Annotated in this window: 26 protein-coding genes; 7 read left to right on the top strand and 19 right to left on the bottom strand. The window is 69.6% G+C overall.

Going from position 1 to position 24,878, the window contains the following annotated elements:
* The first annotated feature begins 24 nt into the window (after window positions 1-24).
* From LH62_RS31240 to LH62_RS20675, 3 genes are read left to right on the top strand one after another with little or no spacing between them, the layout of a single operon-like run.
* Complete coding sequence (locus tag LH62_RS31240; RefSeq protein ID WP_160299863.1) at window positions 25-174, top strand: hypothetical protein; 150 nt, start codon at window positions 25-27, stop codon at window positions 172-174.
* Window positions 174-923 (top strand): hypothetical protein, encoded by a 750-nt coding sequence (locus LH62_RS20680; RefSeq protein WP_043363912.1) that lies wholly within the window; start codon window positions 174-176, stop codon window positions 921-923. Before LH62_RS31240 ends, LH62_RS20680 begins: the two co-directional genes overlap by 1 nt.
* Window positions 920-2,020, top strand: coding sequence for a toxic anion resistance protein (locus tag LH62_RS20675; RefSeq protein ID WP_082012690.1), 1,101 nt, complete (start codon window positions 920-922; stop codon window positions 2,018-2,020). The genes LH62_RS20680 and LH62_RS20675 overlap by 4 nt, the downstream gene beginning before the upstream one ends.
* 16 nt (window positions 2,021-2,036) lie before the next feature.
* Here LH62_RS20675 and LH62_RS20670 read toward each other — a convergent pair whose 3' ends face one another.
* Window positions 2,037-3,284, bottom strand: a complete 1,248-nt coding sequence (locus tag LH62_RS20670) for a serine hydrolase (protein ID WP_052214751.1) — start codon at window positions 3,282-3,284, stop codon at window positions 2,037-2,039.
* Between the two features lie 131 nt (window positions 3,285-3,415).
* On the opposite strand from LH62_RS20670, the gene LH62_RS20665 reads away from it, so the two are divergent.
* Window positions 3,416-4,378 carry a tripartite tricarboxylate transporter substrate binding protein gene (locus tag LH62_RS20665; protein WP_043363911.1) on the top strand — a complete coding sequence of 321 codons (963 nt, stop codon included), beginning with the start codon at window positions 3,416-3,418 and terminating at the stop codon, window positions 4,376-4,378.
* Between the two features lie 84 nt (window positions 4,379-4,462).
* On the opposite strand, the gene LH62_RS28610 is transcribed toward LH62_RS20665, so the two are convergent.
* The gene (locus LH62_RS28610) at window positions 4,463-4,987 is read right to left on the bottom strand and encodes a YidB family protein (RefSeq protein ID WP_052214750.1); all 525 of its coding nucleotides are present in this window, start codon (window positions 4,985-4,987) and stop codon (window positions 4,463-4,465) included.
* Between the two features lie 117 nt (window positions 4,988-5,104).
* Here LH62_RS28610 and LH62_RS20655 point away from each other — a divergent pair, with 117 nt between their 5' ends.
* On the top strand, window positions 5,105-6,166 hold the full coding sequence (locus tag LH62_RS20655) for an alcohol dehydrogenase (RefSeq protein ID WP_043366274.1): 1,062 nt from the start codon (window positions 5,105-5,107) through the stop codon (window positions 6,164-6,166).
* Between the two features lie 6 nt (window positions 6,167-6,172).
* On the opposite strand, the gene LH62_RS20650 is transcribed toward LH62_RS20655, so the two are convergent.
* Both LH62_RS20650 and LH62_RS20645 read right to left on the bottom strand, forming a co-directional pair.
* Window positions 6,173-6,808 (bottom strand): nitroreductase family protein, encoded by a 636-nt coding sequence (locus LH62_RS20650; RefSeq protein WP_043363910.1) that lies wholly within the window; start codon window positions 6,806-6,808, stop codon window positions 6,173-6,175.
* A gap of 40 nt (window positions 6,809-6,848) precedes the next feature.
* Complete coding sequence (locus tag LH62_RS20645) at window positions 6,849-7,328, bottom strand: cupin domain-containing protein (RefSeq protein ID WP_043363909.1); 480 nt, start codon at window positions 7,326-7,328, stop codon at window positions 6,849-6,851.
* 100 nt (window positions 7,329-7,428) lie between these two features.
* Between LH62_RS20645 and LH62_RS20640 the strand changes: the two genes are divergently transcribed.
* A complete protein-coding gene (locus LH62_RS20640; RefSeq protein ID WP_043363907.1) occupies window positions 7,429-8,025 on the top strand; it encodes a cysteine dioxygenase in 597 nt (198 codons plus the stop codon).
* Window positions 8,026-8,092: 67 nt separating this feature from the next.
* Entirely contained in the window at window positions 8,093-8,332 is a 240-nt protein-coding gene (locus tag LH62_RS20635; RefSeq protein WP_043363906.1) for a DUF3297 family protein, read from the top strand.
* A 32-nt stretch (window positions 8,333-8,364) separates the two neighbouring features.
* Here the strand turns inward: LH62_RS20635 and LH62_RS20630 are convergent, their stop codons facing one another.
* The 15 genes from LH62_RS20630 to LH62_RS20560 all read right to left on the bottom strand — a co-directional run bounded on the left by LH62_RS20630 (window position 8,365) and on the right by LH62_RS20560 (window position 24,864).
* Entirely contained in the window at window positions 8,365-9,360 is a 996-nt protein-coding gene (locus LH62_RS20630) for a branched-chain amino acid ABC transporter permease (RefSeq protein WP_043363905.1), read from the bottom strand.
* Between the two features lies 1 nt (window position 9,361).
* Window positions 9,362-10,246 carry a branched-chain amino acid ABC transporter permease gene (locus LH62_RS20625; RefSeq protein ID WP_043363904.1) on the bottom strand — a complete coding sequence of 295 codons (885 nt, stop codon included), beginning with the start codon at window positions 10,244-10,246 and terminating at the stop codon, window positions 9,362-9,364.
* Between the two features lie 15 nt (window positions 10,247-10,261).
* Window positions 10,262-11,485 (bottom strand): ABC transporter substrate-binding protein, encoded by a 1,224-nt coding sequence (locus tag LH62_RS20620; RefSeq protein WP_043363902.1) that lies wholly within the window; start codon window positions 11,483-11,485, stop codon window positions 10,262-10,264.
* Window positions 11,486-11,490: 5 nt separating this feature from the next.
* A complete protein-coding gene (locus LH62_RS20615) occupies window positions 11,491-12,720 on the bottom strand; it encodes an ABC transporter substrate-binding protein (RefSeq protein ID WP_043363901.1) in 1,230 nt (409 codons plus the stop codon).
* Between the two features lie 20 nt (window positions 12,721-12,740).
* Window positions 12,741-13,970 (bottom strand): ABC transporter substrate-binding protein, encoded by a 1,230-nt coding sequence (locus LH62_RS20610; RefSeq protein WP_043363900.1) that lies wholly within the window; start codon window positions 13,968-13,970, stop codon window positions 12,741-12,743.
* Window positions 13,971-14,034: 64 nt separating this feature from the next.
* Entirely contained in the window at window positions 14,035-15,258 is a 1,224-nt protein-coding gene (locus LH62_RS20605) for an ABC transporter substrate-binding protein (RefSeq protein WP_043363899.1), read from the bottom strand.
* Window positions 15,259-15,284: 26 nt separating this feature from the next.
* Window positions 15,285-16,025 (bottom strand): ABC transporter ATP-binding protein, encoded by a 741-nt coding sequence (locus LH62_RS20600; protein ID WP_043363898.1) that lies wholly within the window; start codon window positions 16,023-16,025, stop codon window positions 15,285-15,287.
* Window positions 16,018-16,800, bottom strand: a complete 783-nt coding sequence (locus LH62_RS20595) for an ABC transporter ATP-binding protein (protein ID WP_369796829.1) — start codon at window positions 16,798-16,800, stop codon at window positions 16,018-16,020. The genes LH62_RS20600 and LH62_RS20595 overlap by 8 nt, the downstream gene beginning before the upstream one ends.
* 109 nt (window positions 16,801-16,909) lie before the next feature.
* A complete protein-coding gene (locus tag LH62_RS28605) occupies window positions 16,910-17,656 on the bottom strand; it encodes a glycerophosphodiester phosphodiesterase family protein (protein WP_052214749.1) in 747 nt (248 codons plus the stop codon).
* Entirely contained in the window at window positions 17,638-18,588 is a 951-nt protein-coding gene (egtD, locus tag LH62_RS20585) for an L-histidine N(alpha)-methyltransferase (RefSeq protein ID WP_201445557.1), read from the bottom strand. The genes LH62_RS28605 and egtD overlap by 19 nt, the downstream gene beginning before the upstream one ends.
* Complete coding sequence (gene egtB, locus LH62_RS20580; protein ID WP_043363893.1) at window positions 18,585-19,775, bottom strand: ergothioneine biosynthesis protein EgtB; 1,191 nt, start codon at window positions 19,773-19,775, stop codon at window positions 18,585-18,587. Before egtB ends, egtD begins: the two co-directional genes overlap by 4 nt.
* 135 nt (window positions 19,776-19,910) lie before the next feature.
* The gene (locus tag LH62_RS20575; protein ID WP_052214748.1) at window positions 19,911-22,151 is read right to left on the bottom strand and encodes a tetratricopeptide repeat protein; all 2,241 of its coding nucleotides are present in this window, start codon (window positions 22,149-22,151) and stop codon (window positions 19,911-19,913) included.
* Window positions 22,151-23,590, bottom strand: a complete 1,440-nt coding sequence (locus LH62_RS28600) for a methyltransferase domain-containing protein (RefSeq protein ID WP_052214747.1) — start codon at window positions 23,588-23,590, stop codon at window positions 22,151-22,153. The genes LH62_RS20575 and LH62_RS28600 overlap by 1 nt, the downstream gene beginning before the upstream one ends.
* 13 nt (window positions 23,591-23,603) lie before the next feature.
* Entirely contained in the window at window positions 23,604-23,957 is a 354-nt protein-coding gene (locus LH62_RS20565) for a flagellar biosynthesis regulator FlaF (RefSeq protein WP_043363892.1), read from the bottom strand.
* Window positions 23,958-24,030: 73 nt separating this feature from the next.
* Entirely contained in the window at window positions 24,031-24,864 is an 834-nt protein-coding gene (locus LH62_RS20560) for a flagellin (RefSeq protein ID WP_043363890.1), read from the bottom strand.
* Window positions 24,865-24,878: the final 14 nt, after the last annotated feature.

Here is a 24,878-nt window from a genome sequence, read left to right as displayed (position 1 = left end):
CCGATGGCGATCTAACGACCCGCAATGGCCGAACGCAACGTGACCACCCTCCCCGCCTCCCCGCCGCTGACCACGCCGCTGGTCTGGGCCTGGGGCGGCGTTCTGCTGACCGCCACCACCTGGCTGGTCGGCATCATCGCGCTCTTCCGCAGCATCGGCGGGTTCTTCGACTGATGCTGGACCGCGCCCTCGGCGCCTGGATCGGGCTCCGCACCCGCTGGCGCGGGCTGGCGCTGCCGATCTTCGCCTCTCCCTTGCTGCCGGCCGCGCTGCTTTTCGCCATCGACGGCAATGAGCGGGGCGTGACCGGTGCCGCGCTCGGCTTCGGCGGCAGCCTGCTGGCCGCACGCGCCCTGCGGCGCGGCCGCCAGGGCGATTCGCACCGCGCGGCTTGGCTGATGGCCGTCGGCACCGGGCTCTCCGCGCAGATGGCCGGGCATCTCGGGATTCCGATGTCGCTCATCATGGCCACCGGCGCCCTCTTCGGTACGCGGATGATGTACCAGGCCCTGCCCGAGACCGCCCCGCCCCCGCCGCCGGAGCCTCCCCCGCCGCCCCCTGGCCCGATCGAGGAGAGCCGCCTGCGCCTCGCCCGCATCGAGGCGGTGGCGGCGCGGCGCGGCGATGGGAAGCTCCAGGGCGTGGCCTCGGCGATGGAGGGCGTGCTCGACGACCTCACCGCCCATCCGGACCGCCTGCCCCAGGCCCGGCGTTTCCTGACCGTCCACCTCGATGGGCTGGAACGTATCGTCGAACGCCTGGAGGCCGGCGCCGCGCCACCCGAGGGGCTGCCCATCCTTCTCGATGATTTGGCAACGACGGCGCAGGAACTCCGCGGGCGGCTGACGCGTGAGGAGAGCGCGGCGCTCGACATCCAGGTGAAGGTGCTCTCCGACCGCCTGCGCGAGGAAGGATTCCGATGAGCGAAACCCAGCAGACGATGGTCGAACAGAAGACGGTTGAGCTGGAGCCGGTGCTGCCGCCGCGCGAAGCCGAGGTGACACGGCTCGCGGCGCAGCTCGATGTCGCCGACCCCGCCAGCATCCTGCGCTTTGGCCAGGACGCGCAGAACCGCGCCACCATCGCCGCCGACGCCATGCTGGAAGGCGCCCGCAACCGCGAGGCCGGCGAAGCCGGCGTCACCCTCTCGACGCTGATCGGCACGCTGCGCGGCTTCGACATGCGCGGCCTCGGCGAGAAGACCGGCTGGCTGGCACGCCTCTTCGGCCGCGCCAGGGCGGAGACGGCCCGCGTCCTGCAGCGCTACGAGAGCATCAAGGGCCAGGTCGAGGCGGTCGGCGACAAGCTCGACACCCACCGCACCCGCCTCCTCGAGGATGTCGAGAAGCTGGAGCGGCTCTATGCCGCGACGCTTGAATGGTTCCACGCCCTGGGCGACCACATCGCCGCCGGCGAGAGCGTGCTCGGCCGCGTCGAGCGTGAGGCGATCCCCGCCATGGCCAAGGCCGTCGAGGGCGGCGATTCGACGGCGGCGCAGAAGCTGCGCGACCTGCGCACCGCCCGTGACGAGCTGGAGCGGCGTGTCCACGACCTTCGCCTGACCCGCCAGGTGGCGATGCAGGCCCTGCCTTCGATCCGGCTGATTCAGGAGAACGACAAGGCGCTCGCCTCCAAGATCCAGAGCGTGATCGCCAATACCGTGCCGCTCTGGCGTCAGCAGCTGGCGCAGGCGCTCGCCATCCAGAACATGCGCGAGGCCGGGCGGACGCTGAAGGAGGCGACCGACCTCACCAACGAGCTGCTGACCGGCAATGCCGAGCGCCTGCGCCAGGGCAACCTCGAGGCGCGCCAGCAGATCGAGCGCGGCGTCTTCGACATCGAGGCGGTGAAGCGCGCCAATGCTTCGCTGGTGGCAACCATCGAGGACAGCCTCCGCATCGCCAACGAGGCCCAGGCGCATCGTGCCAGCGCCACGAAGGAGCTGGAGAAGGCCGAGGGCGAGATCCGCCGCGTGCTGACGGCTGCCAAGGCCTCGGGCGGATCGGGGCGGCCGCTCTGAGCCGCCCCGCGCCGCGCTACTGCGCCATGGTGCCGTAGAAGGCCTCGCGCACCTCGTTCGCCGCCGCGCCGCCATTGGTTGCGGTCTGGGTCATGACGATGGTGGCCAGCCGGTTCACCGGATCGACGAAAAAGCCGGTGCCGTAGATGCCGCCCCAGCCATAGGTGCCCACCGGTTGGCGGGTCTTCGCCGCCGCCGGGTCCGTCACCACGCTGAAGCCGTAGCCGAAGTCATAGCCCGGCCCGCGGAGGTTGACGGGCAGGCCGCCGGTCTGACCGCGCGTCATCTCCGCCACCGTCTCCGCCTTCAGGATGCGCACGCCGTCCAGCTCGCCGCCGTTCAGCAGCATGCGGGTGAAGCGCGCATAGTCGCCGAGGTTCGCCGTCGCCCCCGCGCCGCCCGAGGGATAGGCGGTACGGCTGAAGGCGCGCTCCGGGTCGGAGACCCAGGTGCCGCGGGTCAGCGGATAGGGCACGCGGTCGCCGGAGCGGATGGGGCGAAGCCCCTCCGGCGTCGGCTGCATTGCCGTCACCATCCGCGGGCGCGAGCTCTCCGGGACATGGAAGGCGAAGCTCGTCAGCCGCAGCGGGCCGGCGATGCGCTCCTGGACATAGGCATCGAGCGGCTTGCCGCTGACGCGCTCGACGACGGCGCCGAGCACATCCGTCGCCAGCGAATAGGCCCAGACCGTGTTGGGCTGCGCCTGCAAGGGCGCGCGCGCGAGGCGCCGCATGTTGTCGCGGGTCGTGCGGCCCGGCGCGGCCAGCCCGTCATCCACGCCCTCCCGCGCATAGGCCTCGACCATACCGGGGACATTGAGGAAGCTGTAGGAGAAGCCGCCCATGTGCCGCAGCAGGTCGCGGATCGTCGGCTGACGGGCAGCGACAAGCCTGCCATTCGCCTCGCGCACGCGCAGGCCGCGGAATTCCGGCAGGTGCTTCGCCAGCGGATCGTCGAGCCGCAGCTTGCCGTCCTCCACCAGCGTCATCACCGCGACGCTGGTGACGGGCTTGGTCATCGAGGCGAGGCGGAAGAGGCTGTCGGTATTCGCGCCGCCCGCATGGCCCTGGTAGAGCACCTCGCCATCGGCGCGGATGACGATGGCGGAGATGGCCGCGACCTTGCCGCCCTCGACCTGCTGGCGCAGCGCGCCGTCCAGCACCGCCTGGCGCGAGGGCGCGGCGGCGGTCGGGGCCCGGTCCTGCCCGGCGCAGGCGAGCAGCGGCAGCAGGGCCAGCGGCCAGAGATAGCGGCGCAGCGTCATGGACGGTTTCCTCCGGAGTCGCTCTTGGTTGTCCGCCGAGGCTAGCGGGCGGGAGCGGCGGCCGTCCATCGCCGGCCTTGACCGCAGCGGCGGCTTCGCGGCCTAAAAGCGCAAACAGGGAGGTCCCAACCATGCTGACCCGCCGCACCGTGCTCGGCACGGGGCTCGTCCTCGCCGCGCCCGCCATTGCCCAGCCTGCCTGGCCCAGCGGGCCGGTCCGCCTCGTCGCCCCCTTCCCACCGGGCGGCAGCGTCGATGCCATCTCGCGCCTGCTGCAGCCGCATCTCTCGGCGGCGCTCGGCGTGCCCGTTGTCGTGGAGAACAAGGCCGGGGCCTCGGGAGCGATCGGCACGCGGGACGTGGCGCGCTCCGCGCCGGACGGCAACAGCTGGGTCCTCGTCTTCGACACCCATGCGGTGAACCCGGCGCTGATTCCCAATCTTGGCTTCGACACGCAGCGGGACCTGGCGCCGGTGCTGCTGATCGGCACCTCGCCCATGGTCATCACCGCCTTCCATACGCGACCCTGGCGGGACTTCCCCGCCCTGGTGGCGGCAGCCAAGGCGAAGCCGGAGACGATCACCTACGGCACCATCGGCAACGGCTCCCTGGCGCATCTGACGATGAAGCTGGTCGAGAAGGAGGCGGGGATCAGCCTCGTCCACGTCCCCTATCGCGGCGGCGGGCCGCTCGGCGTCGCCGCCTCCGCCGGCGAGGTGGATCTGCCGACCGCGACGGGCACGATCTTCGTCCCCCAGCTCGAGGCCAAGGCGATCCGGCCGCTGGCCAGCACCGGGGCGAAGCGCTCCACCGTCGCCCCCGACGCGCCGACCCTCACGGAACTTGGGGTGAAGGTGATGGCGGAGGCCTTCTGGGGCGTGCTCGGCCCGGCGGGGACACCGGCGCCGATCCGCGCCCGCTTCGAGGCGGCGCTGCGCGAGGCGCTGAAGGTGCCCGCCGTTCAGGAGCGACTGACGGGCACCCTCGGCGTCGATGTCGATCCGAAGGGGCCCGCCGACTTCGCCGCCTTCCTCGACCGGCAGATCGAGACCTGGGGCCGCGTCGTCCGGGCGAACGGCATCCGGCCCGACTGAGGCGCCGCCGAGCGCCCCTCGCCGGCTTCGCCTTGGCCGCCGCCGCCACCGCGGTGTCGTCCGCCAGGGGAGTATCCGCGCCGACTAACCTTTGTGCAGCGGCGGGGATGCCTGGCCGGATGCCGGCGCGGTGCCATCATCCGCTGGGGCGGGGCCGAAGCGGCCGATGCCCGCCTCGCCGCCCGCGCCGATGCCGGGCTTATGCATCCCGGCGGTGAGATTGCCGGCGCCGGGCAGGGCGGTCGCCCCCTCCTCGCCGCGCGGCAGCTCGCCATTCGGCGTCAGCGCGTCGACCAGGCGTGGCAGGGCCTGGCTCAGCATCTCCAGCAGGTTCGGACGCTCCAGATTGGCCTCGCGCGCGATCGCGCCGGTCTCCGACTCGCCGAGGGCGCGCTCGAGCTCGGGCGGCGAGACGGGTCGGTTCGGGCCGGTGCCGACCCAGGAGGCGACCTGCTCGGCGAGGCCGCCGCTGCGCAGCCGCTCGACGAGGGCCTCGAGGCCGGAGGCGCCGGCTTGGCCGCCCATCAGCCGGTTCAGGATGGCATCGAGGGGCGTCCCCTTCAGGTCGTTCAGCGCTGCGCCGCCGAGGCGGCTCAGGAATTCGCTCATGCGCTTTCTCCTTTGCGCGGAGCAACGCCGACGATGTGAGGCCGTTGCCGCGCGCCCGGCTTGACCGGCGGCGCGCGGCGCGGTCCCATCGGCGGCACGAACAAGGAGGGACAGTTCATGCGCGCCTGGGCCGTGGTCGAGACGGGACAACCGTTGCAGGAAATCGAGATGCCGACGCCCGAGCCCAAGGGCGCCGAGGTGCTGCTCGAGGTGACGCATGCCGGCGTCTGCCATTCCGACCTGCATATCTGGGAGGGCGAGTACGACCTCGGCAGCCGCGGCAAGATGCGGCTGACCGATCGCGGCGTGAAGCTGCCGCTCGCCATGGGGCATGAGATCGTCGGCCGCGTGGTGAAGCTCGGGCCCGAGGCCGAGGGCCAGGGCAGCAAGGTCGGCGATATCCGCGTCGTCTATCCCTGGGTCGGCTGCGGCAAATGCGCCATCTGCCAGCGCGACGAGGAGAATATGTGCCTCAACGGGCGCAGCCTTGGCGTCTACCAGAACGGCGGCTACGCCACGCATGTGCTGGCGACGCATGTGAAGCACCTGATCGACATCGAGGGCGTCGACCCCTCGCTCGCCGCGACCTATGCCTGCTCCGGCGTCACCGTCTATTCGGCGGTCAACAAGCTGCTGCCGCTGGAGCCGGACGAGCCGGTGGTGCTGGTCGGCGCCGGCGGTCTCGGTTTGAACGCCATCGCCATCCTGAAGGCGCTCGGCCATCGCCGCATCTGCGTCGTCGATGTCGCCGAGGACAAGCTGGCAGCGGCTAAGAAGCAGGGCGCCAGCGACACCGTGCTCGCCTCGGGCGAGGACACCACCCAGCGCATCATCGAGGCCTGCGGCGGCCCGGTCGCGGGTGTGGTCGACCTGGTGAACGGCACCCAGACCGCGCGCTTCGCCTTCGATGCGCTGCGCAAGGGCGGCAAGCTGGTCCAGGTCGGGCTGTTCGGCGGCGAGATGAACATCCCGCTGCCGCTCATGCCGATCAAGGCGCTCACCGTCCAGGGCAGCTATGTCGGCAACGTCAAGGAGCTGCGGGCGCTCATCGACATCGCCAAGCAGGGCCAGATCCCGCCGATCCCGGTCGAGAACCAGCCGCAACGCAATGCCGATGCCGTGCTGCACCGGCTGAAGGAGGGCAAGATCACCGGCCGCGTGGTGCTCGTCGCCGGATAGGCGGCGTCACCCTTCCTCCGGGATGTCCCAGGTCTCGCCCCAGCGGTCGAGAAAGGTGATGTCCCGGAGCGGGCCGCGGCCGACCGGCCCGAAACGGCCCATCGGATAGCCGATGGGCAGGATCGCATAGGAATGCACGCCCGGAGGCAGGCCGAGCGCCGCCTCCGCTTCCTTCTCATAAAGCAGATGCCGCGTCGTCAGCGTCGCACCCAGGCCGAGCGCCCGTGCCGCCAGCAGCATGTTCTGCACCGCCGGGTAGATCGAGGCGCCGGACCACCGCGTCGGCTTTTCCTCGGCGATGCAGGCGACGATCCAGACCGGCGCCTCGTGGAAATGCTCTGTCAGGTACTCGACCGCGGCATGCTGCCTTGCATAGCGCTCCGCCGTGGTGCCGGGCGGCGGTGCGCTGCCGGCATAGCGCGGGCCGATCACCTCGTCATAGGCGCGCTTGTACCACTGCTGCACCGCCTGCTTGATCGCGGGGTCCTTCACCACCAGGAAGCGCCAGCGCTGGGTGTTGCCGCCATTCGCTGCAGAGGCGCCGGCACGAAGGATCTTGGCGATCAGTGCATCCGGCAGCGGGTCCGGCTTCAGCCGGCGCATGGCGCGGGTGCTGTGCAGGATCTCGAAGAGTTCGGTCATGGCAGGCTCCTCCACCAATGGCGAGCCTGTCACGACGTGCTCACAGCGGCCAGGGGGCGCCGGTGACGGGCTCGCCCGGCGGATCGGGCACAGCGGGGATGGCGGCAATGGCCCTGCCATGCTCGCCCGGCTGGCCGCGATATTCCTCGGGCGCCTGCCCCGGCGGATAGGCGCCGACCACCAGCAGATCCGGGCTGGCGCCGAGGTTGCGATGCCCGGTGCCGGCCGGCAGCACCACCACGTCGCCCGCTTCGAGGTCGAGCGCCTGGCCCCCCTCCCCGCCAAGCATCACCCGCACCCGGCCCCGGGCGATGGCCAGCGCCTCATGCGCATTCGGGTGGTAGTGGTGATAGGGGTAGATGCCGTTGCGCCAGGCGGGCGGCCAGCCATGCCGGGCAAAGAGCGCCTCGGCCGCCTCAGGCCCGCCCGCCGGCACTACGCCACGGTACAGCAGTACGGGCAGGCGCGGGTTGTTCGGGATGGTGCCGTCATCGGCGAGGACCAACAATTCCGCGCTCATCGGCGCCTCCTTCCTGCTGGCCTGAAAACGCATCGTCACGGAAACCCGTTCCAATGCGGCGCAGCCGGGATAAGCTCCCATGCCTGAGGGAGGGACTGACATGTCAGGACTGATCAGGCTGCGAGGCTTCATCCAGGCCATGACCCGGCTGGCCGATGCCCATGCCGATGAACGCAAATGGCTGAACGAGGGCGCCGACCTGATGCGCGGCCTCGTCGCCCATGATGATTGGCTGCCGGCCGAGATGGCTGAGGCCGGGCCGACCTACCGGCAATACCTGCTGCATTGCGATCCGGCGGAGCGCTTCTGCGTCGTCAGCTTCGTCTGGGGGCCGGGGCAGCGCACACCGGTCCATAACCACACCGTCTGGGGCCTGGTCGGCATGCTGCGGGGCGAGGAGGTTTCGACCGAGATGCGTCCGGACCCGGCCGGCGGGCCGATGCGCCCGGGCCAGGTGGACCGGCTGCGGCCGGGCGAGGTGGTGCCGGTTTCGGCCGATACCTACGACATCCATGTGGTGGAGAATGCCTTCGCCAACCGCGTGAGCATCAGCATCCACTGCTATGGCGGCAATATCGGCGCCATCGCCCGCAGCGTCTTCGACCCGGCGACGGGGGCGGCGCGGCCCTTCATCTCGGGCTATCACAACAAGGCGGTGCCCAATCTCTGGGACCGGAGCCGGGAGCTGGCGGCCTGAAGCGGTTGGCGGCGCGGCGCGGTCTGGCTATGACCGCGCCATGCAAGACATGCCCGAAGGACAGGCCATGACCGAAACCCTGCCGGACCGCCTGGCGACCGACCCCCGCAGCCCCTTCCACGATGCCGAGCTGCTCTCGCGCGGCATCGGCATCCGCTTCAACGGCGCGGAGAAGACGAATGTGGAGGAATACTGCGTTAGCGAGGGCTGGGTGCGGGTCGCGGTCGGCAAGACGCTCGACCGCAAGGGCAACCCGATGACCATCAAGCTGAAGGGAACGGTCGAGCCCTTCTTCAAGGAAGGCTGACGGAAGGGGGCCGTTCGGCCCCCTCCCCCCGCTTACAGCTTCACCTTCAGCCAGTTGCCGATCTCGCCGACGATGCCGCGGCGGAAGGCCAGCACGCAGATGACGAAGATCACGCCCTGGATCACCGTCACCCAGGCGCCGAGCTCGGCCAGGTAGTTCTGCATCGTCACGATGACCGCAGCGCCGACCACCGGGCCGAAGACGGTGCCGAGGCCGCCCACCAGCGTCATCAGCACCACCTCGCCCGACATCGACCAGTGCACGTCTGTCAGCGTGGCGATGCCGAAGACGATCGACTTGGTCGCTCCCGCCACGCCGGCGAGCCCGGCGGAGAGGATGAAGGCGAGCAGCTTGTAGTCGTCCGTCCGGTAACCGAGCGAGATCGCCCGGGGCTCGTTCTCGCGGATCGACTTCAGCACCATGCCGTAGGGCGAGTGGATGATGCGGTGGATCATCAGGAAGCCCAGCAGGAAGATGCCGGCGACGACCCAGTAGAGCGTCAGGTCCCGGTCGAGCGGGATGACGCCGAACAGGCTGCCGCGCGGGATGGCCTGGATGCCGTCCTCGCCCCCGGTGAAGGGCAGCTGCACACAGAGGAAGTAGATCATCTGCGCCAGCGCCAGGGTGATCATGGCAAAGTAGATGCCCTGGCGGCGGATCGCCACCCAGCCGGCGACGGCGCCGAGCAGCGCAGCCGTCGCGCCGCCCACGATGATGGCCAGTTCCGGCGTCAGCCCCCAGACCTTCGCCGCATGGCCGGCAAGGTAGCCGCCCATGCCGAAATAGGCGGCATGGCCGAAGGAGAGAAGCCCGACATAGCCGATCAGCAGGTTGAAGGCGCAGGCGAAGAGGGCGAAGCAGAGCAGCTTCATCAGGAAGACGGGGTAGAGCAGGAAGGGCCCAATGGCGAGCACGGCCAGCATCACCCCGAGCGCGCCGAACTGCGCCCGCGAGAAGCCCCAGATGCCGTGATCCTCGGCCGCGGGGGCCGGGATCGAGTTGGCAGTGATGGCGGTGGATTCGGCCATGTCAGGCCCTCCCGAACAGGCCGGCGGGCCGTGCCAGCAGCACGATCGCCATGATGACGAAGATGACGGTCGCCGAGGCCTCCGGGTAGAAGACCTTGGTCAGCCCCTCGACGATGCCGAGGCCGAAGCCGGTGATGATGGACCCCAAGATGGAGCCCATCCCCCCGATCACCACCACGGCGAAGACGACGATGATCAGGTTGGTGCCCATCTGCGGGTTCACCGAATAGATCGGCGCCGCCAGCACCCCGCCGATGGCCGCCAGCGCCACGCCGAAGCCGTAGGTCAGCGTCACCATGCGGGGGACGTTGACGCCGAAGGCCTGGACCAGCGGCGCATTCTCCGTCGCCGCGCGGAGATAGGCGCCGAGCCGCGTCTTCTCGATCAGCAGCCAAGTGGCGAGACAGAGGACGAGGGCCGCGATCACCACCCAGCCGCGATAGATCGGCAGAAACATGAAGCCGAGGTCCCAGGCGCCCTGAAGCTCGGGCGGGATGCGGTAGGGCAGGCCGGAGGAGCCGAACTGGTTGCGGAACACGCCCTCGATGATGAGCCCGAGGCCGAAGGTCAGCAGCAGGCCGTAGAGGTGGTCAAGCTTGTAGAGCCGGCTGATCATCAGCCGCTCCAGCACCACGCCGGTGAAGCCGATGATGATGGGCACCAGCAGCAGTGCCCACCAGTAGTTCAGCCCGGCCCATTCGAGCAGCATCCAGGCCGCGAAGGCGCCCATCATGAACTGCGCGCCATGGGTGAAATTGATGATGTTGAGCAGCCCGAAGATCACCGCCAGCCCCAGCGACATCATCGCATAGAAGGCGCCGTTGATGAGGCCGAGCAGCAGCTGCCCGAAGAGCAGCGGTGCGGGGATGCCGAAGATGTCGTCCATGCGGCGTGGGAGTCCTTAAGTTCGAACGAAGGGGCAGCCGCCTTCGGCGAGCGGGCGGGCGGCCTCCTCGGCCGGGGTGGTGGCGACCAGTTTATGCACGTCGAAGGGGCCACGGCTCTCGGCCGGGGACTTCACCTGGAAAAGATAGCCGGGCGTCAGCTTGCGTCCATCCTCGCGGATGCGCCCCGGGCCGAAGGCGTCGTCATCGGTCGGCATCGCCTTCATGCGGTTGACGACCTCGAGGCCGGAGGCGCGGGCGCGCTCGAGGCCAAGGTCCTTCACCGCCTTCAGGTAGTGCAGCGTGACGCCATAGCAGCCGGCGCAGGAGGCATGGACCACGGCGCCCTGCCGCTTGCCCTTCACCCGCTCGGCGAAGGCGCGCGTGCGGTCGTTGAGGTCCCAGTAGAAGCTTTCGGTCATCAGCAGCCCCTGCGCCTCGGGCAGGCCGAGGGCGATGCTGTCGACGACCGTCATCAGCAGGCAGGCGAGCTTCACCCCGCTCCGCAGCAGGCCGAATTCCCGCGCCTGCTTGATGCAGTTGATGAGGTCCGCCCCGGCATTGGCGAGGCCGATGACCTTGGCGCGCGAACTCTGCGCCTGGAGCAGGAAGGAGGAGAAATCCGTCGTCGCCGGGAAGGGATAGCGCGTGGCGCCGAGCACCTTGCCGCCCGCCGCCTCGACGAAGCGCGAGGTATCGGCCTGCAGCGCATGGCCGAAGGCGTAGTCGGCCGTGATGAAGAACCAGCTATCGGCGCCCTGCTTCACCAGCGCGTCACCGGTGCCCTTGGCGAGCATGTAGGTGTCGTAGGTGAACTGGATGCTGTTCGGGCTGCATTGCGCGCCGGTGAAGACGGTGGAGCCGACGCCCGAGCCGAGCACCACCTTGTTCTTCTCCCGCGCGATGCCGGAGACGGCCAGCGCCACGGCGCTGTTCGGCAGGTCGACGAGCGCCTCGACGCCCTCGCGATCAAACCACTGCCGGGCAATGTTGGCACCGACATCCGGCTTGTTCTGGTGGTCGCCGACGATCACCTCGACCGCCATGCCGGTCGCCGCGGAGAACTCCTCCGCCGCCTGCCGGGCGCCGGCGAAGCTGCCGGGGCCCGTCAGGTCGCGGTAGGGGCCGGACATGTCGGTGAGGACGCCGAGGCGCAAGGGCCCACCCTGCGCCCTCGCCCGGCCGCCGGCCAAGGCAAGGCCGCTGCCGGCCAGCAATACATCCCGGCGGTGCAGCGGCATCGCCCTCAGCTCCGCACGAGGGGGCAGCCACCCTCGTTGAGCGGACGGAAGGCTTCCTCGGCCGGGGTGGTTTGAAGCAGCTTGTAGTAGTCCCACGGCGCCTTGCTTTCGGCCGGCGACTTCACCTCGAACAGGTAGGAGGGGCAGAGCTTCCGCCCATCCGCGCGGATGGTGCCGGGGCCGAAGGCGTCGTCGTCGCAGGGCATCGCCTTCATGCGGTTGACGATCTCGGTGCCGGAAGCCTTGGCTGCGGCCACACCCATATCCGCCACCGCCTTCAGGAAGTGCAGCGTGCAGGAGTAGTTGGCGATGGAGGCCATGTTCGGCTTCACATCCTTGAGACGTGGGCGCAACCGCTCCGTCACTGCGCGGGTGCGGTCATTGAGGCCCCAGTAGAAGCTCTCGGTCAGCACCAGCCCCTGCGCCGTCTGCAGGCCGATGGCATGCACGTCGGGCAGGAACATCAGCAGCGCCGCCAGCTTTACCCCGCGCCGGGTGATGCCGAATTCCGCCGCCTGCTTGATGCTGTTCACCGTGTCCGCGCCGGCATTGGCGAGGCCGATGACCTTGGCCCGCGAGGCCTGGGCCTGGACGAGGAAGGAGGAGAAGTCCGAGGTCGCCGGGAAGGGATACTTGACGCTGCCGTTCACCTTGCCGCCGGCCGCCCTGACGAAGGCCGTGGTGTCGCGCTCCAGCGCATGGCCGAAGGCATAGTCGGCGGTGATGAAGAACCAGCTGTCGCCACCCGCCTTCACCATGGCGCCGCCGGTTGACTTCGCCAGCATGTAGGTGTCGTACATCCAGTGCACCGTGGTCGGGCCGCACTGCGCTCCTGTGAGGTCGGAGGTCGCCGAGCCGGTGTTGATGTAGGCCTTGTTCTTCTCGCGCGCGACATTGTTCACCGCGAGCCCGACCGAGCTGGTGGGGACGTCGAGGATGAGGTCGACGCCCTGGTCGTACCATTGGCGCGCGATATTGGCGCCGACATCCGGCTTGTTCTGGTGGTCGGCGGCGATCACCTCCACGGCGAAGCCCTTGTTGCCGAATTCCTGCACCGCCTGCCTGGTGCATTCGATGCCGTAGGGGCCGGAGATGTCCCGGTAGGCGCCGGATTGATCGTTCAGCACACCGATGCGGATGGTGTTGGCGGCCTGCGCCCGGCCGAGGCGCGGCAGGGCGGGCATCAGCGTGGCGCCGACCGTGGCGGTCAGCAGGCTGCGGCGGGTCGGGGTCATCGCTTTCTCTCGCTTCCTTGTCAGCTACGCACCAGCGGGCAGCCGCCTTCGTTCAACGGGCGGAAGGCCTCGCCGGCCGGAGTGGATTGCAGGACCTTGTAGTAGTCCCAGGGGCGCTTCGACTCCGCCGGGGACTTCACCTCGAGCAGGTAGGAGGGGCAGATCTTTCGCCCATCGGCGCGGATGGACCCTGCCCCGAAGGCATCGTCCTCGGTCGGCATCGCCTTCATCCGGTTGACCACCTCGGTGCCCGAAGCCTTGGCCGCGGCGACGCCCATCGCCTGCACGGCGCGCAGGTAGTGCAGCGTCGCCGAGTAGCAGCCGGCATGGATCTGGTTGGGGTAGAGGTTCGGCATCTTCGGCAGCACGCGCTGGGTGAAGGCGCGGGTGCGGTCGTTGAGGTCCCAGTAGAAGCTCTCGGTGCAGACCAAGCCCTGCCCCGTCTCGAGGCCGATGGAATGCACGTCGGTGATGAACATCAGCATCGCCGCGAGCTTGGTGCCCCGCTTGGTGATACCGAACTCGGCCGCCTGCTTCACGCAGTTGATGGTGTCCGACCCCGCATTGGCGAAGCCGATCACCTTGGCCCGCGAGCTCTGCGCCTGGACGAGGAAGGAGGAGAAGTCCGTCGTGGACGGGAAAGGCGTCCGTACCGCGCCGAGAACGCGGCCGCCCGAGGCCCTGACGAAATTGCTGGTGTCCCGCTCCAGCGCATGGCCGAAGGCGTAGTCGGCGGTGATGAAGAACCAGGTATCGCCGCCCGCCTTCACCATGGCACCGCCGGTCGACTTCGACAGCATGTAGGTGTCGTAGGACCAATGGACCATGGTCGGCGCACACTGCGCCCCGGTCAGGTCCGAGGTCGCCGAGCCGCAGTTGATGTTCACTTTGTTCTTTTCGCGGGCGACGTTGTTCACCGCGAGGCCGACCGAACTGGTCGGCACGTCGAGGATCATGTCGACGCCCTGGTCGTACCACTGCCGTGCCAGGTTCACCCCGACATCCGGCTTGTTCTGGTGATCGGCGAAGATCAGCTCGACATTGAAGCCCTGTTGGCCGAACTCCGCGATCGCCTGCTGCGCGCAGGCGACGGAGCCGGGGCCGGTATTATCCTTGTAGGTGCCGGACATGTCGTTCAGCACGCCGATGCGGATGGTATTCGCCGCCTGGGCGCGCGTCAGCCGCGGCAGCGATGTTGCCGCCGTGGCCATGGCGCCGGTTGCGAGCAGCCCTCTCCTCGTGATCGTCATGTCCGTCTCCCAGTTTTACGGGGCCGGGCGATGCATGGCCGCCCGGTCTCCCATGGTCTGTCGTCTAGCTGCGGACGAGCGGGCAGCTGCCCTCGCCGACCGGGCGGAAGGCTTCCTCCGCCGGCGTCGTCTGCAGCAGCTTGTAGTAGTCCCAGGCGCCCTTGCTCTCGCCCGGCGCCTTCACCTCGAAGAGATGGGCCGGGTGCAGCTTGCGCCCGTCCTCGCGGATGCGCCCCGCGCCGAAGCAGTCGTCATCCGTCGGCATCGCCTTCATCCGGGTGACGGTCGCCGCGCCATCCTGCTTCGCCTGCGCCGCGCCCATATCGGCCGCGGTCTTCAAGTAGTGCAGTACGGCGCTGTAGCAGCCGGCATGCGACATGGCGGGCATCGACCCCGCCAACTGCGGCTTCACCCGGTTGGTGAAGGCGCGGGTGCGGTCGTTGAGATCCCAGTAGAAGGTCTCGGTCAGCACCAGCCCCTGCGCCGCCTGGAGCCCCAGCGCATGCACGTCGTTCAGGAACATCAGCAGCACGGCGATCTTGGTGCCGCGCCGGGTGATGCCGAACTCGGCCGCCTGCTTCACCGTATTGACGGTATCCGTCCCCGCATTGGCCAGGCCGATGACCTTGGCGCGCGAGCTCTGCGCCTGCACGAGGAAGGAGGAGTAGTCGGTGTTGCTCAGCGGATGCCGCACGCCGCCGACGACGCGGCCGCCCGCCGACTTGACGAAGTTGGTCGTGTCCCGCTCCAGCGCATGGCCGAAGGCATAGTCCGCGGTGAGGAAGAACCAGGTATCGCCGCCCGCTTTCACCATGGCGCCGCCGGTGGACTTGGCCAGCATGTAGGTGTCGTAGGTCCAGTGGACCGTGTTCGGCGAGCATTGCGCACCGGTCAGGTCCGCCGTCGCCGAGGTCGAGTTCAGGTAGACCTTGTTCTTCTCGCGCACCACGCCTGCAACCGCGAGGCCGACCGCGCTGTTCGGCACATCGACGATGACGTCGACGCCGTCGCGGTCCATCCATTGCCGCGCGATGTTACTGCCGACATCGGGCTTGTTCTGGTGGTCGCCGACGACGACCTCGACATTGAAGCCGCGGCTGCCGAAATCCTGAATCGCCTGGCGTACGCAGGCAACCGAGGTCGGGCCGGAGATGTCGCGGTAGACGCCGGACTGGTCGTTCAGCACGCCGATCTTCAGCGTCGGCGTCCCTTGGGCATGCCCCGCCCGCGCAAAGGCGAAGGGGGCGGCAGCGGCGCCGGTCAGCAGAGTGCGGCGGTCAAGCGACATGATGGTCGGGCTCCTGGAAGGCGGGGTCAGACACCGAGATATTCGTGCAGCCGGCCGAGCGAGGCGTTCAGCTCATCGTTGCGGACCATGTCAACGACGCGGCCATGCTCCATCACGTAGTGGCGGTCCGCGACGGTCTGGGCGAAGCGGAAATTCTGCTCGACTAGCAGCACGGTGAAGCCGCGCGCCTTGATCTCGCGAATCATGGCGCCGATCTGCTGGACGATGACCGGGGCGAGGCCCTCGGTCGGCTCGTCGAGCAGCAGCAGGTTGGCGCCGGTGCGAAGGATGCGGGCGATGGCCAGCATCTGCTGCTCGCCGCCCGAGAGCTTGGTGCCCTGGCTGTTCGCCCGCTCCTTCAGGTTCGGGAAGAGCTTGTAGATCGTGCCCAGGTCAAGCCCGCCTGGCTTGACCACGGGCGGCAGCATCAGGTTCTCGGTGACGTTGAGGCTGGCGAAGATGCCGCGCTCCTCCGGGCAATAGCCGATGCCGGCGCGGCCGATGATGTCGGAGCGGAGGTTGATCGTCTCCCGTCCCTCGAAGCGGATGCTGCCCGCGCGCCGGCCGGTGAGGCCCATGATCGCGCGGAGCGTCGACGTCTTGCCGGCGCCGTTGCGGCCGAGCAGCGTCACCACCTCGCCTGGGTTCACGTCGATATCGACGCCGTGCAGGACGTGGCTCTCGCCGTACCAGGCCTCGAGCTTGCGGACCTCGAGCAGCGGCGCGCCGGCGCTGCCGGGACGGGCGCGTTCCAGGGTCTCAGCCATGGGCCATCGCTCCTTCCGGGGAAGCTTCGGTGCCGAGATAGGCGGCGATCACGTCGGGATTGCGCGACACCTCGGCATAGTCGCCCTCGGCGAGGACGCTGCCGCGCGCGAGCACAGTGATGCGGTCGCAGAGGCCGGAGACGACCTTCAGGTTGTGCTCGACCAGCAGCACGGTGCGGCCGGCGGAAACGCGCTTCACCAGCGCCACGATGCGGTCCACGTCCTCATGCGTCATCCCGGCTGTAGGCTCGTCGAGCAGCATCATCGCCGGGTCCATGGCCATCGTCGTTGCGATCTCGAGGGCGCGCTTGCGGCCATAGGGCAGCTCGCCCGCCTGAAGACGTGCATAGCCGGTCAGGCCAACATCCTCGAGCAGCGCCATGGCGCGGTCATCGAACTGCCGCAGCAGCCCCTCCGAGCGCCAGAAGTCGAAGCTGCCGCCGCGCTGCCGCTGCAGCGCCACCCGCACATTCTCCAGCACCGAGAGATGCGGGAAGACGGCCGAAATCTGGAAGCTCCGCACCAGGCCGAGGCGCGCGACCTCGGCCGGCTTCATGCCGGTGATGTCACGGCCGTCGTAGCGGATCGTCCCGCGGGTCGGCTGGAGGAATTTGGTTAGCAGGTTGAAGCAGGTGGTCTTGCCGGCACCGTTCGGCCCGATCAGCCCATGGATGCTGCCGCGCCGGACCTTCAGGGAGACGCCGTTGACGGCGACGAATCCCCGGAATTCCTTCGTCAGCCCCTCGGTTTCCAGGATGGAATCTGTCACCCGGATCGTTCTCCCCGTTGCGTCCCTGATGGCGCCGTCGTTGCGGCTAGGTATGGCCGCGCGGCGCGCCGGATGCAAGGGAGGCTGCGGCTTTCAGGCCGTTCCTTATGCGTTATCAGCCCCGAAGCCGGAGCGCGAGCGGCGGGTCGTCGGTGGCTATGGCGTCCATGCCGAGGGCGAAGCCGCGTCGAATGCTGGATTCGTCATTCGTGCCCCAGGCGCTGACCCCGAGCCCGGCGTCGCGGAGTGCGGCGACCGAGGCCTCGTCCCAGTCGGCGATGGTGAGGCCGAGTTCCTCCGCATGGCAGGCGCGGGCGAGGGCGATGGCGCCCTCCGGCCCCATGCCGTGCCAGGGCCGGCTGCCCATCAGCAGCACCAGCCGCTGGAAGCCGCCGGCGGCCGCCGCGGCGGCAACGGTCATCGGCTCGAAGCTCATCAGCACGGTGCGGCCCCGAATTCCACCGGCATCGAGCACGGCGAGACAGGCAGGCACGAGTCCAGGATAGGGGCGCCCGGTACCATCCGCCTTGATCTCGAGGCGGAGGACGCGTCCCGCCTGCTTCACCAGCGCCACGACCTCGGCGAGGCCTGGCACCCCTTCCCCATCCGTGCCCTTGAGCCTCAGTCGGCGCAGCGCCGCCATGGGCTGGGCACGAACCGGCCCGGTGCCGTCGGTGGTGCGGTCGAGCGTCGCGTCATGAATGACCGCGACCTCGCCATCGGCGGTGAGATGGACGTCGATCTCGAGTTGCTCCGCCGGCAGGGAAAGCGCCTGGCGGAAGGCAAGAAGGCTGTTCTCCGGCCAAAGGATCGCCCCGCCGCGATGGCTGGCGATCTCGGTCCCTATGCGTCCAGCAGCCATACCGAGAAGAGCCCCTTCGCATCCGTCCAGTGGCGGCTTATGCGCCAGCCAGCGGAGGCGGCCAAGTTGGCGAGGCGCTCCGGCCGGTACTTGTGGCTGCTCTCGGTATGGATGGTCTCGCCCTCGGCGAAGCGGATGGTGCGGCCGGCGAGCCGGACCGTCTGCGCCCGCTCGGCGACCAGATGCATCTCGATCCGCTCCAGCGCCGCGTTCCAGACGGCGCGGTGGCGGAAGGCGCCGATGTCGAAATCCGCCCCTGCCTCACGGTTCAGCCGATGCAGGAGGTTGAGATCGAAGGCGGCCGTGACGCCCTGCGCATCATCATAGGCGGCTTCCAGCACGGCGGGCGCCTTCACCAGATCGGCCCCGAGCAGCAGCCGCGCACCCGCCCCCAGCGTCATCCGCGCCCGGCAAAGGAAGGCAACGGCTCCTTCGGGCTCGAAATTACCGATGGTGGAGCCGGGGAAGAAGCCGAGCCGCGGCGCCGCGCCGAGCCGCTTCGGCAGGGCGAACGGCATGGTGAAATCAGCCACGACCGGCAGCACCGGCAGGCCAGGCCGCGCGAGGGCTACCCGGCTCGCCGCCTCCTCCAGCCATTCCGGGGCGATATCGACCGGAACATAGGCGGCAGGCCGGTCGAGGCCGGCGAGCAGCAGCGCCGCCTTGGCGCCGTCGCCCGGCCCGAATTCGACAACGGCACGGCCGGGCCCGACCGCTTCGGCGATGGAGGCTGCCTCCTCGGTCAGGATTCGGACCTCCGTCCGCGTCGGGTAGTACTCCGGCAGGCGGGTGATGGCCTCGAAGAGCTGGCAGCCTTCGGCGTCGTAGAGCCACTTGCAGGGCAGCGTCTTGCGCGGCGCAGTGAGGCCGGCCAGCGCATCGGCGATGAGGGCGGCGCGCTGCCCCGCCGGGGCATCCATCGCCGCGCTCACGCCGCATCCTCCGCAAGCCGAAGGCCGGTGAACTGCCATCGCGCCTCGGGCGGGAAGAAATTGCGGTAGCCGGGCCTTGCATGGCCCGGCGGTGTGGCGAGCGAGCCGCCACGCAGCACCATCTGGCCGATCATGAACTTGCCGTTGTACTCGCCAACGGCACCCTCCCAAGGGCGGAAGCCCGGATAGGGACGATAGGCGCTGCCGGTCCACTGCCAGGCGGTGTCGGCAACCTGCTGCAGGCCGGGCAGGCCGCAAGCCGCCTCCCATTCCACCTCGGTGGGCAGGCGGCGGCCGGCCCAGCGGGCATAAGCTTCCGCCTCGTACCAGGAGATGTGGCGAACCGGGGCGGCAGGATCGACCGGATGAACGCCGGCGAGGGTGAACTGGCTCCAGCCGCCCTCCCGCCGGTGCCAGTAGAAGGGTGCCTGCCACGCCTCGGCCTGGGCACGGGCCCAGCCTTCGCTCATCCAGAGCGTCGCGGTGCGGTAGCCGCCGTCTGCCATGAAATCCAGCCACTCGCCGTTGCTCACCAATCGATCGGCGATGCGGTGTGGATCGAGCCAAACCTTGTGACGCGGCGTCTCGTTGTCGAAGGCGAAGCCCCCGCCGGTGCTGCCGATCTCATGGATACCCTCCGACCCGTCGAGCATGCGGGCCGGGCCGGAGGCGGCGGCGGGTTCCCGCCAGCCCGTGTCGTAGGCCGGCAGCAGCGGATTCTGCGACAGCGCGTGCAGGATGTCGGTCAGCAGCAGCTCCTGATGCTGCTGCTCGTGCTGGAGGCCAAGCTCGACCAACGGCAGGGTCTCGGCCGGCGGCTTGTCCAGCAGCCGGGCCATGGCGGCATCAACATGGGCGCGGTAGGCGCCGACTTCGGCGGCGGAGGGCCTCGTCAGCATCCCGCGCTTCGGTCGGGCAAGGCGCGGACCGGCGGCTTCGTAATAGGAGTTGAAGAGAAAGGCGAACTCCTCGCGGAAGCGACGGTAGCCCGGCAGGTGCGGCAACAGCAGGAAGGTCTCGAAGAACCAGGTGACATGCGCCCGATGCCACTTCGTCGGGCTGGCATCCGGCATCGATTGGACGGTCTGGTCCTCGGGCGAGAGCGGCGCGGCGAGCGTCTCGGTACGGTCGCGGATGGCAGCATAGCGGTCGGCCAGGGCGGAGGCGCGGGTATCGAGGAGGGTCATCGGCGTTCCTGCTTCTTTATCCCGCGAGACGCAGCCGGAACGGCCGGAAGGGCCCAACGGTTCCGCTGAGATAGGACCTGCTTCGCGGCGGCCCAGTCAAAGGTTACCAGAAGCCTAACCACCTTCTATGACGTTTTATCGAGTGCCCTCCTCCCACGCCTCACGCAAGGCGGCGGCGAGGCCGCGGGCGAAGCGCGGCGCATCGGTGAGCGGCGATGCCGCAACGCGCTCGCGCATCCCGGCCCGCAGCGCAGCGAGTGCTGGCAAATCCCGCGCCCGGGCGATCGCCTGCGCCACATATTCCTCCGCATCCGCCACCGCCCAATCGGCGAGACCCACATTGCTCAAATGGCTGAGCGCATGCCGGGCGCAGAAACTGTCCCCCGCCATGGCTAGGACGGGAACGCCCATCCACAGCGCCTCGCAGACCGTCAACCCACCGGTATAGGGAAAGGGGTCGAGCGCGATATCGATCCCGCCATAGGCCGCCATGAGATCGCGATGCGGCAAGCCACCCTCCAGCGCCACCCGCGCCATCGGCAGCCCCGCCATGGCGAGCCGCCCGGCGGTGCGCGCCCGCGTTTCCGGCTCGCTAAGGCTATGGGTGCGCAGCACCAGCCGAGCCTCCGGCAGTGCGGCAAGGATACGCGCCCAGGCCGCGAGCACCGGCGCCGTCAGCTTCGCGAGGTTGTTGAAGCAGCCGAAGGTGACGGCACCGAGGCCGAGCGCAGGCAGGGTCGCTACCGGCGGCGCATAGGGCGGCGGCAGGTAGCAGACATAGCCATCCGGCAGTCGCAACAGCTGTTCGGTGTAGTGGGCTTCGAAGCCGGACGGTGTCTCCCAGCGATCGGTCAGCATCCAGTCGCAGCCATTGAGGCCGAGCGTGGAGAATTGCGCGCCGACCCACTTCACCTGCATCGGCGCCGGGCGGTGCTGCAGCACGAAGGGCCGGCCACCTTCGCCATAACCGCCCAACTCGACGAGGATGTCGATGCCATCCTCGGCAATCAGCGCGGCAATGGCGGCATCCTCCAGCGCGCCAACCTCGCGCCAACGAGCACAGCGGGCGCGGAAGCGGGCGGCGAGCGGGTCCTGCCGCGGCTTGAGCGAATAGGCGGTCAGCTCGAACTCGCGCTCCGGGAGCGCCTCCAGCCCGGCCAGCGTCAGCCATCCGACCGGATGCTGGCCGAGGCCGCCCGACAGCAGCCCAACCCGAAGCCGCCCGCCGTGCGGCCGGCGCCGGCCGGCAAGCGGCGCCACCGGCGGTAGCGCGGCGTCAATCGCCTCGGCCGCGGCGCGCAAGTTGGCGGCGGTGCCGGCGACGGGGTGGTAGGGCAACACTGCGATCCGGTTGACCAGCGCCGCCACGCCTCCCCCGACCAGCGATGCATCGGCGGCGGCGAGCGCAGCCTCCTGCTCGCCGATGGTGTTCAACGCCAAGGCCTGATTCTGCAACAGGGTGGGATGTGGCCCGAAATCGGCGATGGCGGCTGCCAGGATATCGAGCATGGCCGAGAGACGATTGGCCTTCCAGAGCACCGTCGCCAGCCGGTTGCGCAGATCGAGATCGGCGGGCCGCGCCTTGATCGCGGCGCGGAGCGTCAGTTCCGCCTCCGTCGTTAGCCCGGCATCGGCCAGGGCATGCGCCAGCGCGGCGAGGATGTCCGGCGAGTCCGGCGCCAGGAGGTGGGCGGTGCGCAACTCGGCGAGGGCCGCACCCGGCCGGCCATTGGCCTCATGCACGGAGGCTGCAGCGAGAGGCCATCCTGCGGCGAAAGGCTCCGCCTCCGCACGGGCATCAATCTCGGCGAGTGCCGCCTCGGCACCCCATGCGGCAATGCCGGCTTCGGCGAAGAGCCGGGCCGCGACCGCATGGCCCGTACGGGCAGCCAATACCGTGGCGGCTCCCTTGGCAGCAGCCTCCGCCTGGCCTTCGGCTAGGTCGAGGCGAGCCAGCGCCAGGACGAGTTCCGGCTCCTCCGCATCGATCCGACGAGCCGCGGTGAGCAGCGCGCGGGCTTCCGCCGGAACATCCACCAAGCCCGCAAGGGCGGCATGGGCCGGCACATGGCGCGGGTCGCGGGACAGGGCGATGCGGAACAGGGCCACGGCGTCGGCGGCATTGCCACGCAGCCCGGCGATGGTGCCGAGGCGGAAGGCCGGCTCCGCCTGCTCCGGCAGCGCCATCATGGCCGCTCGCAGATGCGGCTCCGCCTCGGCGAGGCGACCGAGTGCATGCAGGGCGAGGCCGAGATTGAGCTGGGCCCAGACCCCTAACGCGGGATCGTCGAGCGCGGCCGTCAGCGGCGCGAGCGACGCCTCCATCCTGCCGACCCGCAACGCCTCCAGCCCGGCATGATAGGCGAGCGCGCCCATCAGCACGGCATCCGGCGTGCGAGGATCAGCATGCCTTCGACCGCATGGTCGGTTTCGAGACGAAGCGCCTCGTCGCGCTGCTCGATCACGGCGAGCCCGGCCTCGGCAAGGCAGCTGGCGACATAGTCGGGCGCATGGGCGTAGCGGCCAGAGGGGCCGAGCCGCCAGGACCCCTCTCCCGCCGCCAGCCGTTCCAGGCTGAAGAGCAGCGCGCCGTCCGGCGCCAGCGTCTCGCCGCAAAGCCGCAGCACCTCCTCCAGCCGGCCGAGATAGATGAAGACATCCGCGGCGACGATCAGCGCCTGGGGCGGCAGGCCTTCGCGCAGTGCGGCGGCGATGTCGGCCTGGCGCAGCTCGGCATAAAGATGCTTGGCCGCAGCCTGCTCCAGCATGCCGCGCGAAAGGTCGATGCCGGTCAGCGGCCCGCCCAGCAAATCCGTCAGCGCCACGCCGACGAGGCCGGTGCCGCAGCCAAGATCGAGCACCGGGCCAAGCTTCGCCTCGCCGGCGGCGATGGCCGGCCAATGGCGCTCCACCATTCGCCGCACCAAGCCGGGCACGCGGTAGCCAAGCCCGATGAGCGACTGTTCGAAGCGCGGCGCATAGCCGTCGAAGAGCGCGGCGACATAGCTCTCCGTCGCCCGCTCCGTTCCCTCCCCCGCCGCTGCGGCGGCGAGATGGGCGAGATAGCCGTTGCCGGGCGAGAGCCGCGCGGCCGCGGTGAAGTGCGGTGCCGCGTCCGCCACGCGGCCGGCAGCGACCAGCGCATGGGCGAGGATGCTGTGCAGCGAGGCATCCGGAACGCCGCCGGCGAGGCCGGCCTCGGCCAAGGCCATGGCGGATGCCCCATCTCCCGCGAGCAGCGCATTCTGCGCTTCCAGGGCGACGAAGCGCGGCCGGTCCGGCGCCTGCCTGCGGCAAAGGGCGAATTGCTCGGCGGCGGCCCCATGCCGTCCCGCCAGCATGAAGGCTTGGCCGAAGCGGGCGCGCAGGACGGTGTCACCAGGCGCGGCGCGCACCGCCTCGCTGAGAAACCAGATCGCCTCGTCGAAGCAGCGGCCTTCAAGCAAGGCGGCGCCGAGCAGGGCCTTGGCCGCGGGGTCCCAGGGCGTCGCCATCACCGCCGCGGCAGCGTCGTCGATGCCGCCCTTCACCTCGCCTCGGGCGAGGCGGATGCGGGCGCGGACCTGGCGGGCGGCGGACCATTCGGGGTCCGCGGCGAGGGCCAGGTCGGCTGCCGCCTCGGCCTCCGGCAGACGGTCCAACGTGGCAAATGCCTCGGCCTGCATCAGCGCGGCCGCGGGGGCGAGGCCGGGCAGGCGGGCGAGCCGGTCGAGCATCGGCAGCGCTTCCGCTGGTCGGCGGTCCTGCAGCAACTGGCGGGCGCCGGCGTGGAGGCGAGCGCCAAGCAGCGCATCGGGCGTGGCGGCGATGGTCATCGCATCCCTCCCCTCAGCGCCAAAGCGCGGCGGCGAAGTGGTCGTTCATCTCGGCAACGAAGTCGAGATCGGGCTCCTCCGTGCCGCACTCGCGCAGCACCGCCATGGCGACACCGGCGATGCTGGCGCGCAACTCGGTCGGCAGTGCATTGGTCGGGTCGATCACGGCGGCCTGCACCGCGTCCCAGAGCCGGCGGTTATCGGCGACGGCGCGGGCGCGGGCGAGCGGGCCGCCGTCTCGGCTCTCGCGGATGGCACGGTTGGCGCGGGCAAAGACCTCGGCCTCCATCTGCCGCGACGAGAGGCGGCGGCGATAGGCGGCAGCGCCGCGATGGGCCTGGGTTTCGGTCTCGGAGTCGGGGAACATGCGCAGCAATCCTTCCTGGAGGGGCGCGCGGCCTCAGCCTGTGGCCGGCCTCCTGCCGGCTTCGGCCTTCGCGTTAGCGGAACAGGCTCAGCAGCGTCTGTGGCGCCTGGTTGGCGATCGACAGCGCCTGGGTGCCAAGCTGCTGGCGAATTTGCAGCGATTGCAGCGTCGCCGACTCCTTCGCCAAGTCGGCATCGACCAGCGCACCGATGCCGGCCTGCTGCGCGTCCATCTTCGACTTGTTGTAGTTGATCTGGCTGTCGACGAAGTTGGAGTAGCTGCCGAAGTTGTTCATCTGGCTGAGCGTGTTGGTGATGGCCTTCGAGATCGCGCCGGTCTTGGTCAGCGCGGCGGAGGCGTCGCCTCGCGTCCAGGTATTCGCCGCCGAGACGGTGTTGAAGATGTTGGTGGTCGCCTTGTAGCCGCTGAAGGTATAAGTATCGCCCGCGCCGTTGCGCACCACCTGGTTGGCGAGGTTGGTGGGGTCGTTCAGCACGTTGGTGCCGTTGTAGGTCGCGTCCTTGATGAAGGACTGGATGTTGTTCGTCAGCTCCTTCGCCTGCGCCTGATACTGCGTGCGCTGCTCGCCGGAGATGGTGCCGTCGGCCAGCTTCACCGCCACCGTCTGCAGCTTCTGCAGCGTCGTGGAGACGTTCTGCAGACTGGCCGAGGTGACGTCGATCAGCCCTTTGGCGCCACCAAGCTGCTCATTGGCCGAGGTGTTGGCCGCCACCTCGCCGCGCACGCGCTCGGCGACGGCATAGGCGGCGCCGTCATCCTTCGCATCGGCCACGCGGTAGCCGGTGGAGATGCGCTTCTGCGTGACGGTGAGCGCTTCCGCGGTCTTGTTGAAGGAGGCCAGCGCCACCTGGGCGCCGGCATTGGTGATCACCGAATTCAGCGGCATTTGGGTTTTCCCTC

Origin of the sequence: Belnapia sp. F-4-1 (genome assembly GCF_000802185.1) — a bacterium.
Classification (GTDB): domain Bacteria; phylum Pseudomonadota; class Alphaproteobacteria; order Acetobacterales; family Acetobacteraceae; genus Belnapia.
This window is presented reverse-complemented; position numbering and strand designations above follow the sequence as displayed.